Source organism: Vineibacter terrae (assembly GCF_008039615.1).
GTDB lineage: Bacteria > Pseudomonadota > Alphaproteobacteria > Reyranellales > Reyranellaceae > Vineibacter > Vineibacter terrae.
On the sequence record NZ_VDUZ01000004.1, the window covers coordinates 247,059 to 262,984 of the forward strand.

15 protein-coding genes are annotated in these 15,926 nt (G+C 67.5%); 3 read left to right on the plus strand and 12 right to left on the minus strand.

Features of this window, described 5'->3' with window-relative positions:
* Window positions 1–40: 40 nt before the first annotated feature.
* The 7 genes from FHP25_RS05545 to FHP25_RS05575 form a co-directional block, all read right to left on the minus strand.
* Window positions 41–763, minus strand: coding sequence for a hypothetical protein (locus FHP25_RS05545; RefSeq protein ID WP_147845902.1), 723 nt, complete (start codon window positions 761–763; stop codon window positions 41–43).
* Between the two features lie 100 nt (window positions 764–863).
* Window positions 864–2,084, minus strand: a complete 1,221-nt coding sequence (locus tag FHP25_RS05550) for a Fic family protein (RefSeq protein WP_147845903.1) — start codon at window positions 2,082–2,084, stop codon at window positions 864–866.
* Window positions 2,085–2,253: 169 nt separating this feature from the next.
* Complete coding sequence (locus FHP25_RS05555; RefSeq protein WP_147845904.1) at window positions 2,254–3,468, minus strand: Bcr/CflA family multidrug efflux MFS transporter; 1,215 nt, start codon at window positions 3,466–3,468, stop codon at window positions 2,254–2,256.
* A 115-nt stretch (window positions 3,469–3,583) separates the two neighbouring features.
* Window positions 3,584–4,399, minus strand: a complete 816-nt coding sequence (gene xth, locus FHP25_RS05560; protein ID WP_147845905.1) for an exodeoxyribonuclease III — start codon at window positions 4,397–4,399, stop codon at window positions 3,584–3,586.
* 131 nt (window positions 4,400–4,530) lie between these two features.
* Entirely contained in the window at window positions 4,531–6,078 is a 1,548-nt protein-coding gene (hutH, locus tag FHP25_RS05565) for a histidine ammonia-lyase (protein ID WP_147845906.1), read from the minus strand.
* 23 nt (window positions 6,079–6,101) lie between these two features.
* Window positions 6,102–7,331: a chromate efflux transporter gene (gene chrA, locus FHP25_RS05570; RefSeq protein WP_147845907.1), complete on the minus strand. Its 1,230-nt coding sequence runs from the start codon at window positions 7,329–7,331 to the stop codon at window positions 6,102–6,104.
* A 147-nt stretch (window positions 7,332–7,478) separates the two neighbouring features.
* Window positions 7,479–8,126 carry a hypothetical protein gene (locus tag FHP25_RS05575; protein ID WP_147845908.1) on the minus strand — a complete coding sequence of 216 codons (648 nt, stop codon included), beginning with the start codon at window positions 8,124–8,126 and terminating at the stop codon, window positions 7,479–7,481.
* A 245-nt stretch (window positions 8,127–8,371) separates the two neighbouring features.
* On the opposite strand from FHP25_RS05575, the gene FHP25_RS05580 reads away from it, so the two are divergent.
* The gene (locus FHP25_RS05580) at window positions 8,372–9,016 is read left to right on the plus strand and encodes a response regulator transcription factor (protein ID WP_147845909.1); all 645 of its coding nucleotides are present in this window, start codon (window positions 8,372–8,374) and stop codon (window positions 9,014–9,016) included.
* Here the strand turns inward: FHP25_RS05580 and FHP25_RS05585 are convergent.
* Complete coding sequence (locus FHP25_RS05585) at window positions 8,976–10,826, minus strand: ATP-binding response regulator (protein ID WP_147845910.1); 1,851 nt, start codon at window positions 10,824–10,826, stop codon at window positions 8,976–8,978. The genes FHP25_RS05580 and FHP25_RS05585 overlap by 41 nt on opposite strands.
* Before the next feature lie 79 nt (window positions 10,827–10,905).
* Entirely contained in the window at window positions 10,906–11,811 is a 906-nt protein-coding gene (locus FHP25_RS05590; protein ID WP_178133322.1) for a LysR family transcriptional regulator, read from the minus strand.
* A 107-nt stretch (window positions 11,812–11,918) separates the two neighbouring features.
* Here FHP25_RS05590 and FHP25_RS05595 point away from each other — a divergent pair, with 107 nt between their 5' ends.
* A complete protein-coding gene (locus FHP25_RS05595; RefSeq protein WP_218578199.1) occupies window positions 11,919–13,049 on the plus strand; it encodes a hypothetical protein in 1,131 nt (376 codons plus the stop codon).
* 35 nt (window positions 13,050–13,084) lie between these two features.
* Window positions 13,085–13,624, plus strand: coding sequence for a UGSC family (seleno)protein (locus FHP25_RS42405; protein ID WP_147845912.1), 540 nt, complete (start codon window positions 13,085–13,087; stop codon window positions 13,622–13,624).
* Between the two features lie 47 nt (window positions 13,625–13,671).
* Here the strand turns inward: FHP25_RS42405 and FHP25_RS05605 are convergent, their stop codons facing one another.
* From FHP25_RS05605 to FHP25_RS05615, 3 genes are read right to left on the minus strand one after another with little or no spacing between them, the layout of a single operon-like run.
* On the minus strand, window positions 13,672–14,604 hold the full coding sequence (locus FHP25_RS05605) for a polysaccharide deacetylase family protein (RefSeq protein ID WP_147845913.1): 933 nt from the start codon (window positions 14,602–14,604) through the stop codon (window positions 13,672–13,674).
* Window positions 14,601–14,984, minus strand: a complete 384-nt coding sequence (locus FHP25_RS05610; RefSeq protein WP_147845914.1) for a carboxypeptidase-like regulatory domain-containing protein — start codon at window positions 14,982–14,984, stop codon at window positions 14,601–14,603. Before FHP25_RS05610 ends, FHP25_RS05605 begins: the two co-directional genes overlap by 4 nt.
* The gene (locus tag FHP25_RS05615) at window positions 14,981–15,796 is read right to left on the minus strand and encodes a carbohydrate ABC transporter permease (protein ID WP_147845915.1); all 816 of its coding nucleotides are present in this window, start codon (window positions 15,794–15,796) and stop codon (window positions 14,981–14,983) included. The genes FHP25_RS05610 and FHP25_RS05615 overlap by 4 nt, the downstream gene beginning before the upstream one ends.
* Between the last annotated feature and the right edge of the window lie 130 nt (window positions 15,797–15,926).

A 15,926-nucleotide genomic window follows, 5' to 3' on the forward strand; every position in this document is an offset into this window, starting at 1 on the left:
GGTCACGAAACGAGCATCAGAAACACTACCGGGCCGGCTGCTAGGCGCCCCCGCGCTCCCTTTCCAGCTCACGCTGCACGTCGGCGAGCGCCTGCGGCTCGACCAGCAGCCCCTGGCGCTCGTAGCGTCGTCGGCTGCGGCTGAAGCGCACCACGACAGCATTGCGGGCGCTGCGGGCCCTGGCCCGGCGGGTGAGCAGCGCATCGCCCGACGGCACGAACTCGAGATCGCCCAGGCCGACGCAGCCCAGGCAGGCCGGGCCGGCATTCTCCATCACCAGCAGATCACCCGTGCCGCCGCAGCGATGGCATTTCCAGGTGTGCTTGAGGGGCATCACCGCCACCAGCTCGGGCGGTCGGCTCTGCTTCTCGGTCAGGCGCTCACGCTTCTTCTCCGGCAGCGCCGGCGACACCCAGTGGGTGCGGAAGACCTGCTCCACCGCGGGGTTGCCGTCGGGCGTGAAACGCAGCTCGTGATGGTCGACAGCACGCGCCACATAGCGGGTCTCGCTGGCGATCAGGCCCTTGCGGGTCGCCCAGGTCCGCAGCAGCCCCATGGCCTCGACGAGGCGATCGGGATGGGCCTGGACCGCATCGACGAGGGAGTCGACGCGACCCTGTCGCCATGACGCTTCCACAGTATGGTTCAGCCATCCGATCCGGATCAACACATCGATGGGCGCAACATAGTGCTGCGCCGCGAGAGCTTCCTCCGCGGCATTGAATACCCGGTCGACCAGCGGAACTCTGCTCTTGCGGCTCATGGCAGCAGGATAGAATCAAGGGCCAGCGGGCTCAACAGCTTCATCCGAACGGAGGCACAGCTCCAGCTGCGTCGCTGCCTCATTGCGTGTGCATCGCAGGTCAGCTCGCCGAGAACAGCCGGGGGAACAGCAGATCCAGCGTATCGACGGGAAAGCGAAGCGAGACTCGTCCTTTGGGGGTCTCGGATGCAAGGAGGCCTGCGGCGACCACGTCGTTGAAGACGCGTCGGGCTGTGCGCTCCGGCAGGCCGGTGATGCGCGGGATTTCTCCGCGCTCGAATTCACCGCGAATAAGCGCTTCTTCCAGCAACCGGGTAGCCTCGGGCTTCAAGCTCTCGCTGCGCTCGACATAAGCGCGCAGACGTCGTGCCAGCGTATCAAGCTCAAACAGGCTCGACATGAATGTGACCTGGTCGAGACACACGCGTAAAAACCATGCGGTGAAGTCGATCAGTGCCCTCTGCGAGAGGTTGCCGCGGCCATCGAGATCACCTTGCCGGGGCATATCGGCATGATCCATCATTCGCTTGTAGTCGCCCCGGCTCTCCAGTCCACGCACGAGTCCGCGCGAGATCGACCACAGGCCGTGAGCGCCTATCCCGGCCAGATGCGCCATGGCATGGCTCATGAGCCGGCTCACGCGACCGTTTCCATCCGGAAACGGATGGATGTAGTTGAAGCGATGATGCGCAGCGGGGATCGCCAGGATCCTTGCAGCTTTGCCGAGCCGGTCGGAGCGGTAGCGTTCCGAGAAATAGGCGATGAAGTCGGGAACGCGATGACTGGAGGGGGGCAGATGCCTCCCGACAGCAACGTCCTGCTCCGGGCGAGACCGCCAAACGCCAGGCTCCATCAGGAAGTCCCGGTCGTTGTCGCCCACCCGAAGCATCGCTTCCGGTGCATCGCGGTAGAACTCACGGTGTAGCCATTGGATGAACTCGACTGAGGTCGGCTCCGGCAAGCGATCCTCGGCATTCATGAGATCGATTGCGGCCTGGACGCGTACATGCGCGGCTGCCTCGACCTGCAAGTCGCGGCGCTCCTTGTCCCGGTGGAACTGCCCTGCCAGAGCGCGCTCGATGTCCTTAGGCCTCGTGTCATGCCCCTCAATAAGGTTGCTATAGTAGGTGTTCATGATCCGGACGAGGCCGGCCAGGTTGCCGGCCGTGCGGGGATGCAACGAATGCCCCAGCTTGGCCGATGCGGCAGCTAGTTCCGCGACGATGTCGGAAAGCGCCTCGGGCAAGTCTTCGAGGCGCGCCGGCTCGATGCGCTGGACGCTTTCAATCGCAGGTTCTTTGGCCGATCTCGCTTCTCCCATAACGATATGAATATAAACATTAAAGTTAGCAGCATCCAGAGGTTTTGGCCGAACATTTGGCCGATCCGCTCAAGACGACAAGCACGCCCGCGGCCGCATAGGGATGCTGTCGGCGCGGGCGCTGTCGTGAATGTCGGAGGGAGATACGATCGGCCGGCCGCGGTACGAATCAGTCCCGCACCAGCAACCGGTGGGCCGCGAAGCACAGGATGCCGCCCAGGCCCATGAACACGGCCATGGGCTGGATCGTGGTGCTGAGCAGGGCGCCGACGACGGCGCCGAACAACGCGCCGCAGCCGAACTGGATCACGCCCAGCAGCGACGCGGCGGCGCCCGCCATATGCGGATAGCGCTGCAGCGCGCAGGCGGTGGCGTTGGGCGAGACGACGCTCATCGAGCCGACCAGGGCGGTCGACAGGAAGATGAAGGGAATCCAGCCGACAGCCTTGGTGTGGGCCTCGATGATGCCGAGCACGATCAGGGCGGCGCCGACGATCGCCGGCGCCCAGGTGGCGCGCCGCAGCATCACGTCGGCGCCGACCCGGCGCGTCCACAGGCTGTTGAGGGTCGCGCCCAGGGTCATCACCAGGATCGGCGCGCCGAACACGATGGCATAGGTCGTCGGCGACAGGCCGTAGATCTCGATCAGCACCAGCGACGACACAGAGATGTAGGAGAACATGGCCCCGAACAGGAAGCCGGTGGTCAGCGCGTAGCCCAGGAAGACGGGCGAGGACAGGAGCTCGCCGAAGCGCCGCAGGATGCCGCCGAAGGCCAGCGGGCCGCGCAGCTCCGGCCGCAAGGTCTCGCGCAAGGTCAGCAGGGCGGCAGCGAGCGCGACGGCGCCGAACAGCGCCAGAGCGACGAAGATCGCGCGCCACCCGAAATGATGCATCACCTCGCTGCCCATCAGCGGCGCCAGCATCGGCGCCATGCTGACCGACGCCATGAGGATGGACATCACCTGTGCCGCCCGGTCGCGTTCGGCGAGGTCGCGCACCATGGTGCGCGCCATCACCGGCGCGGCGCCGGCGCTCAGCCCCTGCACGGCGCGCAGCCCGATCAGCTGCGTGGCGTTGTCGGCCAGCGCGCACAAGGCGCTGGTGGTGATGTACAGCAGCACGCCCACGATCAGGACCGGCTTGCGTCCGAAATGGTCGCCCAGCGGGCCGTAGATCACCTGCCCGAACCCGAAGGTCAGCATGAACACCGAGAGGCTGAGCTGGACTTCGGACGGCCCGGCCTGGAAATCAGTGCGGATTTGGGGAAACGCTGGGAGGTACATGTCGATCGACAGCGGCGTGAACGCCGTCAGCATCGCCAGGATGGCGACGAGCAGAGGCGTCAGGGCGCGGCCGTCGGCCGGAGGGGAGCGATCGGTCAAAGGGCTACACGAAGCAGATCAATGGGAGGGGATGATAGGGGCCGGGTTGTAGCCGCTAGGCACGCAGCGTACCAGTGTCGCGTTGGCAACACTGCCGCGCACCGCTGCCGGCGAGCTATTTCGCACGCCGGCGTGGGCTTGATCGCGGGCTTGTGGGATGGTCGGCAAGCTCGATCCATGCCGACGCGTGGTCGCTGGCCTTGGGCAAGCCGCGGATGGCACGGTCGACCCCGGCGCCGGCCAGGCGCCTTGCCAGCGCCGGGCTCAGCAGCAGATGGTCGATGCGCAACCCGGCATCCCGGCCCCAGGCATTCCGGAAATAGTCCCAGAAGGTGTAGATGCGCTCGCCCGGATGCTGCGCACGCACGGCGTCGACCCAGCCTTGCGCGATCAGCCGATGGAAGGCCGCCCGCACCTCCGGCCGGAAGAGCGCGTCGTCGACCCAGCGCTCGGGCTTGTAGACATCCAGCTCGGTGGGCATGACGTTGAAGTCGCCGGCGATCACGACAGGGACGCCCGTGGACAGCAGGTCGCCGGCATGGGCGATCAGGCGTTCGAGCCAGCGCAGCTTGAGGTCGAGCTTCGGCCCTGGCGCCGGATTGCCGTTGGGCACGTAGGGGCAGCCGACGAGCACGCCGGCGATGGCGGCTTCGATATAGCGGCTGCTGACGTCGTGCGGATCTCCCGGCAGGGCGCGCCGTGTCTCGATCGGGCGGGCGCCGCGCGCCAGGATGGCGACTCCGTTCCAGCTCTTCTGCCCGTGCCAGATGGCGTCGTAGCCGGCGTCGCGGATGGCGGCGATGGGGAACTTCTCCTGTGGTGCCTTGAGCTCCTGCAGGCACACGACATCGGGCTGGGACTCCGCAAGCCAGCGCAGCAGGATCGGCAGGCGCCCGTTGATCCCGTTCACATTGAAGGTGGCGATCTTCATACGGTTCGCACGGCTATAGCGGCCGCGACGTTATCACGACCAAGATGCCGCGCCAGGTGCGGCCGCGCGCTCAGCAGGTCGGATGAATCCGAGATGTCCCTTGTGGCGCGTATCGGGCATCCATAGGGCGGCTAAGGGGTGCTCTCCGCCACCAGCGGCAACACGCTATCGCCGACCGCTTCGGCGAGCCTGCCGGCGATCACCAGCGCGCGCGCCTGCTCGATGTCCGGTGCCATGTGCCGGTCGTCGTCGAGATGCGGCACCACGGCCCGCAGCACGGTGCGCACGCGCTCCAGCGGCGCGCTGGAGCGCAGCGGCGCATGGAAATCGCAGCCCTGCGCCGCGGCCAGCAGCTCGATGCCGATGATGCTTGTGGCGTTGTCGGCCATCGCCGCCAGGCGACGGGCGCCATGAGCGGCCATGGAGACGTGATCCTCCTGGTTGGCCGAGGTGGGTATCGAGTCGACGCTGGCCGGGAAGGCGCGCTGCTTGTTCTCCGACACCAGCGCCGCTGCCGTCACCTGCGGGATCATGAAGCCCGAGTTCAGGCCCGGCTTGGGGGTCAGGAAGGCGGGCAGGCCGCTCAGCGTGGGGTCGACCAGCATGGCGATGCGGCGCTCGGCGAGCGAGCCGATCTCGCACAGCGCCATCGCGATCATGTCGGCCGCGAAGGCGACCGGCTGGGCGTGGAAGTTGCCGCCTGAGATCACCTCACCCGACTCGGCGAACACCAGCGGATTGTCGGACACGCCGTTCGCTTCGGCTGCCAGCGTCGCGGCGGCCTGGCGCAGCAGATCCAGGCACGCGCCCATCACCTGCGGCTGGCAGCGCAGGCAGTAAGGGTCCTGCAGCCGCTCATCGCCCGTGCGGTGCGAGGCGCGGATATCAGAGCCGGCCATCAGCGCGCGCAGCGCCGCCGCCACGTCGATCTGGCCGCGATGGCGACGCAGGTGCTGGATGCGCGGATCGAACGGACCATCCGAGCCGCGCGCGGCATCGGTCGAAAGCGCGCCGGTGACCAGCGCGGCCTGCATGACGCCTTCGGCCTGGAACAGCCCGGCCAGCGCCATCGCGGTCGACACCTGTGTGCCGTTCAGCAGCGCCAGCCCTTCCTTGGGCGCCAGCGCCAGCGGCGTCAGCCAGGCGCGCGCCAGCGCCATCTCGGCGGGCACGGACGCGCCATCAACCATGAAGGCGCCGACACCCATCAACGCCGCCGTCATATGCGCCAGCGGCGCCAGATCGCCCGAGGCTCCCGCCGAGCCCTGGCCGGGGATGACGGGCACGAGGCCGCGGTCGAGGGCCGCTTGCAGAAGCTCGATCGTCTGCCAGCGCACGCCCGAGGCGCCCTGCGCCAGGCTGGCAAGCTTCAGTGCCATGACGAGGCGCACCACGGGCGCCGGCAGCGGCGCGCCGACGCCGGCAGCATGCGACAGCACCAGATTGCGCTGCAGGGTCGCAAGGTCGGCGTCGCCGATGCGCACGCTGGCGAGCTTGCCGAAGCCGGTGTTGATGCCATAGACCGGCTCGTGGCGCGCCAGGATGGCATCGACGGTGCGCGCGCCGGCCGCGACGGCGGTGCGGCACGCCGGGTCCAGCACGATGTCCGCGCCGGCGTGAACGGCACGCCATGCCGCCAGCGGCACCTGACCAGGGATGAGTGTGGCAGCGGCGCTCACGGGTCCCTCCGTTGCCTGAAGCCTCAGACGATCGTAGTCAACCAGCCGGCAGCTGCGCAAAGGACAACGACAAGCCAGGGCGGCGTCTTCCACATGCCGAGCAGCAGGAAGGCCGCAGCGGCGAGCGCGAAGTCGCGGGCGTTGGCGATGCCGGCTGACCAGACGGGATCGTAGAAGGCCGCGATCAGCAGGCCGACCACGGCGGCGTTCACGCCACGCAGCGCCGCCTGGGCGGAGGCATGACGGCGCAGGCTTTCCCAGAACGGCAGGGCGCCGATCACCAGCAGGAACGAGGGCAGGAAGACCGCGACCAGGCAAAGCAGGGCGCCAGCCCAGCCATGCGGCGCCGGGCCCATGACGGCTCCGAGATAGGCGGCGAAGGTGAAGAGCGGGCCCGGCACGGCCTGGGCGGCGCCATAGCCGGCCAGGAAGAGGTCGTTGCTCACCCAGCCAGGCGGCACGACGGACGCTTGCAGCAGCGGCAGCACGACATGACCGCCGCCAAAGACCAGTGATCCGGCGCGGTAGAAGGCATCGGCCAGCTTGATGCCTTGTGCCGGCACGGACGCAGCGAGCAGCGGCAGCCCGATCAGCAGGACCGCGAACAGCACGAGCATCGCTGCGCCCGTGGTCCGGCGCACGGTCAATGGCAGCGGCGCGTGATCCATGACGGCATCGGACCGCAAGATGATCAGGCCGGCGATGCCGCCCAGGACGATGACGCCGATCTGGCTCCATGCCGAAGGCAGCATCAGCACGATGGTCGCGGCCACGACAGCCAGTGTGGCGCGGGCGCGGTCCGGCGCCAGCGACCGCATCATGCCGAGCACGGCTTGCGCCACGACAGCCACGGCCGCGACCTTCAGCCCGTGCAGCCAACCCGCTGCGGCGATGCCGTCAATCGCCGACACGCCATAGGCGAAGAGCACCAGCGCAATGGCCGAAGGCAGGGTGAAGCCCACCCAGGCCGCAAGCGCGCCGGCATAGCCGGCGCGCGACAGGCCGATCGCCATGCCGACCTGGCTGGAGGCCGGACCGGGCAGGAACTGGCACAGGACGACAAGATCGGCATAGGCGCGGTCGTCCAGCCAGCGGCGGCGCACCACGAACGCATCACGGAAATAGCCGAGATGCGCCACCGGACCGCCAAACGATGTAAGGCCCAGCTGCAGGAATGCGATCAGGACTTCGGGCCAGTGTCCGGTGGGTGACGATGCCGGCGTGCCGAGCGGCGGCGCATGCTGGGTTTTCATGATCGCGCCGCGTTGACTCGGCAGATGTTTGAAACGTGGTGCGACCGTACAGTCAAAGCCCTTGCTCGGGCAACTCCCGCCAGCCGCGTGATGTCATCGCATCATGCGCAGCAAGACCCTGGCCGGCTGACCATACGCCAGATCGCCTCAGCGGCGGTCCAGCGCTCTCAGCGCGGCGCGTCCCTGCCAAAGCGGGCGGTCCTGCATCACGTAACCCGGGTTGGCGAGGAAGTTGGCGAGTATGGCTTCAAGCTGGACCTGCGTCGCCACGGCATAGCCCCAGCCGTTGAACGGAATGGCGCGCTTCCACATCACCAATGCAAAGTAGTCCGCGATGATGTCACATTGTTGCTCCATGGTGTAGTCGGTGAGGTCCGGGCCAGCAGACGGATCATAGCTGTACGTGGCGTCGAACATGTAGGTCGGCCGCATGCGCATGCCGCTCACCATCTTCGGCAGGCCGGCGTCGCGCACCATGCGGCGCGCCTGCGTGGTGGCCTTGAGACGGGCGAGCAGCATCGGCATGCCGGTGAAATGCTGCCAGACGTGACCCAATTCATGCAGGAAGAGATGCGCGTCGGCAAAGGCCGGCGTGCCGGGGGGTGTGTACATGTTCGGCCCGATGTAGTCGGTGCGATAGTCACCGGTGCCCATGTTCACGCTACCCAGCGGCGTGAAGCCGCCGGAGAGGTATCGACGCTTCACCACCTCGACGTTGTGCAGCGGAACCGTGCTGCCAAAGACATGTCGTACGAACTTGCATTCATTCGCGGTGAGTGGACGCCGTTCGGCCATGGCACATCTCGCGAAGCTCGAAGATTGCTGCTATTGTGCCACGATGCATGTGCCCGCTGAATCAGCGGGAAGTATCGGCAGGATGAGCCGATCGGGCGGGCCGGTTCATCGTAATTTCTTGTTCCGATGCGGCTTTCGCCTCATAGTGCGACCTGGACAAGAGGATACTTTGGTATCGGGACTGATGTCCTTGTCCGGTGCCGGCCGGTGCTTTCTCGGGGCCCCGCGATGCTCATGACCTGTTGATGAAAATTGTCATCATTGATGACCATGCCTTGATCCGTGAGGCATTGCGCGGCGTCTTCAAGGAGCTGAAGCCTGATGCCGTCGTTCTGGAGGCGTCGGATGCGGCCCAGGCGCTGCAGCTCATCGCCACGCATCCGGACACGGCCATGGTCCTTCTCGACCTGAGCCTGCCCGGCCGAGACGGCTTCGAGCTGCTGTCGGCGCTGCGGCGGGATCACCCTGCGATGTCGGTCGTCGTTCTCTCGGGCTTCGCCGACCGCGCCAATGTGCGGCGGGCGCTGGATCATGGCGCGCTGGGCTTCATCCCGAAGTCAGCGTCACGCGAGGTGATGATCAGCGCCCTGAACCTGATGTTCAGCGGCGGCGTCTATATCCCACCCGAAATCCTGGCGGCGCCACGGGCGGCGACGCCCATTGGCATGCCGGGCAAGTCGCCGGCCGAGCTGGGGCTGACCGACCGGCAGATGGATGTGCTGGCTCTCATGATGCAAGGCAAGAGCAACAAGGCAATCTGCCGGCAGCTCGACCTCGCCGAGCCGACGGTGAAGAACCATGTCACCGCCATCCTCAAGGCGCTGCACGCATCGAACCGCACGGAGGCAGTCATTGCCGCCTCGGCGCTGGGTTGGGTGCTGCAGCGGTAGGCACCGCGGCGGCGCCTCCGCCGGGCGGCGGGCGCAGCAGCTGGTTGACCACGGCGCGCAGCGCCATCGGGTTCACCGGCTTGTGCAGCAGCGGCAAGCCATGCGCGGCGGCGTCGCGTATCCGCTCCGCGGCGGTATCGCCGGTGATGAGAAGGGCCGGGATTGCGGAACGGAAGGCGTCGTGTAGCGCCGCGATCGTATCCAGGCCGGTCTGCCCGCGCGCCAGTTGGTAGTCGGAGATGATGAGATCGGGCCGGGCAGCGAGATCTGTGGTCGCGGCGGCGTGCGACGGTGCGACCGCCACACGGCATCCCCAGCCGGTCAGGAGGCTGCGCATGCCTTCCAGGACCAGAGGGTCGTCGTCGATCACGAGCACGAGCTTGTCCCGCACCGGGTCGACGATCGCATCACGCGTCTCATCGAGCGCAACCGCCGTCGGCTCGACCGCGGCCGATGGCACCAGGACGCAAAAGCGAGACCCCCGGCCGGGCGTCGATGTCAGCGTGATGGTATGGCCGAGCAGCCGGCACAGCCGCTCCACGATCGCAAGCCCCAGGCCCATGCCGGTGCGCTGATCCTGCCCCGGGATCGCGATCTGGTAGAACTCGCCGAAGATGGCACGCTGCTGCTCCTCGGCGATGCCGACGCCGCTGTCCCAGACCTCGATGCGCACCGCATCACCGCGGCGGCGGCAGGCGACGATCACGCCGCCGCGCGTCGTGTAGCGGACCGCGTTCGATACCAGGTTGATCAGGATCCGCTCGAGCAGGATGGCATCGCTCTGGACGTAAGCGCCGCTGGGCCGCACGCGCAGGCGCAGGCCCTTTTCCTCGGCCACCGCCGCGAACGTCGCCTCGATACGCCGCAGCAGGCGATCGGCCAGGAAGGCGCTGACGCTGGGTGTCAGGGCGCCGGCATCAAGCTTGGACACGTCCAGCAGGGCGTTGAACAGCTCGTTCATGGCACCGACGGCGGCATCGATACGGGCCACGAGCCGGGTGCGCTCGGCGGCATCGGCTTCGCTGCCGAGCTGTGTGACGAACAGGTTGAGCGCATGCAGCGGCTGGCGCAGGTCGTGGCTGGCGGCGGCCAGGAAGCGCGACTTGGCGAGGTTGGCGCGCTCGACGGCGTCGTTGCGCTCGGCCAGCTCACGGTTGCGCTCGGCCAGCACCATGCGCAGCCGCAGGGACTCCACGAACGTATTCTGGATGTATCGGGCGAAGCTGATGAAAATGCCGAGGACGACCACGGGCGCGACCGCGATGCCCCAATGCAGGGGGTCGTTCTCCAGCCCGAATCGCAGCGAGGTCCCGGCAAGGAACGGCACGATGAACACGAGATAGGCCGGCAGATACACGGCGAGCGTGATCAGCCCGGACACCACGGCGCCGAGCAGGATCGTGACAAGGAAGAGCTGGTACTCGATGCGGCCAGGCACGTAGAGAACGAAGCTGGCGATTCCCCACAGACCGCCGCCGACGGCCAGCGCCCACAGCGCGCGGTTCATCCAGGCGCGATGATCGATGTCGTCGGCCCTGCGACGGCGGTAGCTGCGGATCATGGCCACACGCAGCAGGGCGTAGACGACGAAGCTCCCGAACCAGGCCAGCAGGACAGGCGGGACGATGTGCCCCCACAACACCCACACCAGGATCGCCCCCGCCGCTACGCCGGTCAGGATCAGCCGCTGGCCCTCGACGTAGATCACCCGCACCTGCTCCGCCAGGATCGCCTGGTCGGATTCATCAAGCCGCGTGCGGGCTGCGGCGGACCGGAAGGTGAAAGGCGCGAGGCGGTTGCGCAAACGCATCGGCCACCCCGCGACAACGAGGATGAGTGACGTGATCTGAGAATAGCATGCCTTGGTGATCGATCCAGTCGCATCCGGCTCAGCGCGCGCGGTAGCGCTCGCGCAGCAGGGCGAGGAAGCCGTCGGCAGCGGGCGACAGGCGCCGGTCGGGCCGGGTGAGGATGCCGATCCGCCGCACGATCCTGGGCGTGTGCAAGGGCCGCGTCGCCAGCAGCGCATCGCGCCGCGGCGGCAGCACCGACGCCGGGACGATGGCCACGCCCAAGCCGTGGCCGATGAACTCATAGATCGTGGCGAACTGATTCAGCGTGATCGTGTAGTTGAGGCGCAGCCCGGCGCCGGCGGCGGCGCTGTCGATCAGGCGCCGCAGCCCTGACCCGGCGGGCATGGTGATGACGCTCTCATCCGCAAGGTCGCGCAGGCGCAGCGCGGCGCGCGCGGTCAGCCGGTGACGGCGGGGCAGCACGACATGGCACGCCTCCGTCTGCAGCGGCTCGGCGTGCAGCGGGGCCGGGACGCTGGCCATGTCACCGATGCCGAAATCGGCGGCGCCGGCCCGCACCTCGTCGGCGACGCTGCTCTGCACGCCCTCGCGCACCATCAGCTCGATGCGGGGATAGGCGCGGCGGTAGTCGGCGATCACCGACGGCAGCACGCTGTGCGCAATCGACATCAGGCTGGCGATCACGAGATGGCCGCGCCTTTGCTCGGCCAGCTCGCGCACGTTCTGGATCTGCAGGCCCAGCTCGTTCAGCATGCGCTCGGCCGCGGGCGCGAACTCTCGGCCGGCCGCGGTCAGCGCCACGTGGCGTGTGCTGCGGGCGAACAGCGCCACGCCCAGGATGTGCTCGGCCTGCCTGATCGCGCGCGACAGCGCCGGCTGCGACGTGCCCAGGTCGCTCGCGGCGGCCACGAAGCTGTTGTAGCGGGCGACGGCCACGATCGCGCGCAGCTGATGCAGGGAGAGCTCGAGTGGTGCCGGCACGGTCGGCTCATTAATGCATTTTATGCAACTATGCACGATATCAAGCTGCCCTTGATATAGAAGCTGCCATCGTGGTGGCATGTCCTGCCGCAGAGGGATGAAGGATCATGGCCCAGACAGCGATCGCAGCGTCACGGATGCCGGATACGGATGCCGGCCGACAGGTGCCGTCGGGCACCGACCTCGTCGAATGGTATTACGCCCAGGGCTTTTCCGACGGGCTGCCCGTGGTGCCGCCGACGCCGGCCAAGGTGGCGGCCTGCATCGAGGCGCTGGGCGGCGAGCCCGGCCTGGTGGAATGCCGGGTGCCGCCGCGCTGGGGCAACCTCACGCGCGAGGTGCTGGCCATCAACATGGTGATGGCGGGCTGCCTGCCGGACTATGCGCCGGTGGTGCGCGCTGCCCTGCTGGCGCTGACCGACGCGGCCTTCAACCTCAACGGCGTGCAGGCGACCACGCACATGGCGAGCCCGCTGCTGGTGGTGAACGGGCCGATCCGGCAGGCCATCGGCATGAACGCCGGCTGCAATGTGTTCGGCTCGGGCAACCGGGCCAACGCCACCATCGGCCGCGCCATCCGCCTGATCCTGCTCAATGTCGGCGGCGGCTGGCCGGGGGATCTCGACAAGAGCACCCTGGGCCATCCCGGCAAGTACACGTACTGCATCGCCGAGAACGAGGAGGCGAGCCCGCTGGCGCCCTACCATGTCGAGAAGGGGTTCAAGGCGGAGGATTCGACGGTGTTCGTGATCGCCGCCGAGCCGCCGCACAGCGTCACCAATCACGTCGCCAACGATCCGGAAGGCATCCTCGACAGCATCTGCTCGGCAATGAGCACCATCGCGCACAACAATGCCGTCAGCTCGGGCCATTGCGCCGTCGTGCTGGGGCCGGAGCATGCGCAGACCATCGCCAGGCACGGCTGGAAACGGCACGATATCCGCTCCTACCTGTGGACCTACGCGCGCATCCGCTTCGGCGACATCGCCTTCGATCACCGTTACGGCAAGATCTACAACCGCAACCTGCCGGCCTGGTACAAGCGCGACCTGGAAGCGCAGATCCCGGTCGTGCCCAGCGCCGACAACATCCATCTGTTCGTTGCCGGCGGCGACGCCGGCCGCTTCTCGGCTTTCATTCCCGGCTGGGGCCATATGACCAGCCCCGTGCTGCGCGCCATCGACGGCCAGGGTCCGGTCGGCGGTGCGGACTGCGTCGACGGCGCATGCGCGGTGTGAGGCGTACAGAATGCAAAACTGAAGGAGATAAGGTGATGAAAGTATCCGACGGCGAGATCGTCTATGACCCGCGTGGCGTGATGGAGGCGCAGTCGCGTCCCGTCGCGCCGCGGCCGGGCAGCCTCGATGGGCTGCGGCTGGCGGTCCTGGACAACACCAAGTGGAACGCCAACAAGCTTTTGCGGCGCAGCATGGCTCAGCTCGGCGAGGAGTTCCGCTTCACGTCCGTGAACTATTATCGCAAGGAAAGCTTCTCGCGCGTCGCCGCGCCCGAGCTGGTGCGCGAGATCGTGGCCAACAACGACGTGGTGCTGACCGCGATCGGGGACTGAGGGTCCTGCACATCGTGCTGTATGCACGACGGTATCACGCTTGAGGGGCAGGGGCTGCCGGTGGCTGTCGTGGTCACGACGGAGTTCCTGCACGAAGCACACGTCCAGCGCGCCGCGCTGGGGATGGACGGGCTGGAGCCCGTCGTCATCACGCACCCGCTGAGCTCGCTGACGGACGCGGAAATCGACGGCCGCGTGCGGCAGGTGGTGGAGCAGGCCCGCAAGGTGTGGCTGCAAGGCTGATGAGCATCATCGCGGGACGCTTGCGTCCCGCGGCTGGTGTGATCCTGTCAGCCCCCAGGCTTGGGTGGTGACGCTCGGGCCCGGTGCCGGTCGCGGATCGCGCGGAAGCCGACGGCGGTGATGCCGGCTTGTTCCATCCACCGACGCGGCTCGCCGCCGCCGAACAGGCGATGCTCATCGGTTCGCCAATGGGCGCGCGGCGGCACGATGGCCTCGATGTCGCCGGGGGCGTTGCAATGCAGCGCGACATAGGTCAGGCCCGGCGGCAGATCGGTGAGCAGGCCGCGGTAGGCGGCGTCAACCTCGCTGCTCGGCACGCCGGGGGTCATCCGGAAGGTGTCCACGACAGGCAGGCCGGCGGCGTCGAGATCCTGGATGGCCGCTGTCAGCCGGGCTTGCTCGACGTCGCCGACATTGAGCACGCTGAAGTACGAGTCGAGGTCGCGCGGCAGCAGGATCGGCAGGTCATAATCGCGGCCGAGCTGGAGGTAAGCCTCGAGCAGTCCCGGCGCGAAAGCGGCACCCATGTGCGTGTCGATGTGTGTCACGTCGATGCCCGCTGCCAGCGCGCGATCGATCTGCGCCCGCATCTCGACGGCGGCAGCCTCGGGCACGACGCGCCGGCGCAGCGCGGCACAGTTGCGCGGGAAGTAGCCATCATCATCGAGCAGGCCCGAGGCCGGGCTCGATGTCGAGATCGGCCGCCAGCGGTAGTGCGGCCATTCGGCCGTCAGGGTGAGATGCACCCCGAGATCCAGGCCGCGATCGGCAGCCGCCGCTTCGGCGATCTCGGGGAACCAGGGACAGGGAACCATTACCGACCCGGACGTGATCGCGCCGGCTTGTGCCAGCTCCAGAAAGGCACGGTTGGCGCCGTGGCACATGCCGACATCGTCGACATGCAGGATGGCCGAGCGCGGCTTGGGTGACGGGTCAGGCCCGGAAGGCTGCCGGCGCGCGTCGGCGTGCGAGGACGTCATGGCCTTGCCTCCTTGAAGCGCAGCGGCTCGGTCAAGTTCGTGTTCTGCGCCCGGAACCACAGCCTGACGATGCGCCGGTCCGATCGGCCCAGGCCTTCGGCTTCGGCCTCCAGCTGCACGGAGTGGCTGGTGTTGTGGCTGAAGCGGAAGCGCCCCTGGGCATCGGTGCGCGTACGGTCGCGCTCTTCGTGGGTGACGAAGCCGCGTTCGAGCAGCAGCACGGTGGCGCCCGGCACGGGGCGGCCTTTGCCATCCACGACCGCTCCGGTGATGATGCCGTCATTGTGGCTCTCGGCGTAGAGCGTCCAGGCCATGACCAGCATCGCGATCATGCCGGGCACGACGGTCCAGCGGCTGAGCAGCCAGCGCGGGCGGGTCATCCCTTGGTCGCTCCCGAGGTCAGGCCGCGGATGAATTCCTTCTGCGCCATCAGGAACACGACGATGCTGGGCACGAGCACCATGACGGCGAAGGCGTAGAGCGCGCCGGTCGTATCCTCCATGTAGGACAGGAAGCGCGCCAGCCCCAGCGGCAGGGTCTGCATCTGCGTGTCGCGTACGATCAGCAGCGGCCAGAGGAAAGCGTTCCACGACCAGATGAAGGACAGGATCACATTGCTGGCGATGGCAGGCTTGCTGAGCGGCATCAGGATGCGCCAGATGATGCGCCACTCGCCGATGCCGTCGATGCGGGCGGCGTCGATCAGCGACCTGGGCACCGCTTCGAACGCGGCCTTGTAGATGAAGATGCAGACAATGGTGGACAGCAACGGCAGCGCCAGGCCCAGGTACGAGTTCAGCAGGCCGAGCCGGCCGGTCACCAGATAAGCCGGGATGATCGTCGCCTGGAACGGGATCAGCATGCAGGACAGGTACAGCGCCATGATCCATCGCCGTCCCGGAAAATGCCGGGTGAGCGCGTAGCCCGCCATGGCGTTGAAGATCACGTTGCCGGCCACCGCCAGCGCCGAGACGATGATGCTGTTGAGCATGTAGCGCGGGAAGGGGATCAGGTACCAGACATCGACGAAGTTGAAGAGATGCGGCTCGGACGGCAGCAGCCTCGGCGGGTAGGCGTAGATGTTTTCGTTGGCGACCGCGGTCTTCAGCACCCAGTAGAAGGGCAGCAGCATCAGGGCCGCCGCGACGATCAGGGCCGCATGGCGGAGCCACGGAATCCCGTGCCGGCGCACGCTGCTAGCAGCCTGTCGGACTGAGGTTATTGGGTAGTTGATTGAGTGATTTTGAAAGCACCGAGGTCATGGGTCGCGATTTTTGGTGGTACTTTCCCCGTCAGGCGTGTGCGAGGGTGAACATCCGCTT

What these genes read in the sequence shown, in the direction of transcription:
- xth (WP_147845905.1), bottom strand. Translation starts at nt 4,399, where the DNA reads ATGAAGATCGCCACCTTCAATGTGAACGGGATCAACGGGCGCCTGCCG.
- FHP25_RS05605 (WP_147845913.1), bottom strand. Translation starts at nt 14,604, where the DNA reads ATGACGTCCTCGCACGCCGACGCGCGCCGGCAGCCTTCCGGGCCTGAC.
- FHP25_RS05545 (WP_147845902.1), bottom strand. Translation starts at nt 763, where the DNA reads ATGAGCCGCAAGAGCAGAGTTCCGCTGGTCGACCGGGTATTCAATGCC.
- FHP25_RS05595 (WP_218578199.1), top strand. Translation starts at nt 11,919, where the DNA reads ATGGCCCAGACAGCGATCGCAGCGTCACGGATGCCGGATACGGATGCC.
- FHP25_RS05550 (WP_147845903.1), bottom strand. Translation starts at nt 2,084, where the DNA reads ATGGGAGAAGCGAGATCGGCCAAAGAACCTGCGATTGAAAGCGTCCAG.
- chrA (WP_147845907.1), bottom strand. Translation starts at nt 7,331, where the DNA reads ATGAAAACCCAGCATGCGCCGCCGCTCGGCACGCCGGCATCGTCACCC.
- FHP25_RS05575 (WP_147845908.1), bottom strand. Translation starts at nt 8,126, where the DNA reads ATGGCCGAACGGCGTCCACTCACCGCGAATGAATGCAAGTTCGTACGA.
- FHP25_RS05580 (WP_147845909.1), top strand. Translation starts at nt 8,372, where the DNA reads ATGAAAATTGTCATCATTGATGACCATGCCTTGATCCGTGAGGCATTG.
- FHP25_RS05610 (WP_147845914.1), bottom strand. Translation starts at nt 14,984, where the DNA reads ATGACCCGCCCGCGCTGGCTGCTCAGCCGCTGGACCGTCGTGCCCGGC.
- FHP25_RS05585 (WP_147845910.1), bottom strand. Translation starts at nt 10,826, where the DNA reads ATGCGTTTGCGCAACCGCCTCGCGCCTTTCACCTTCCGGTCCGCCGCA.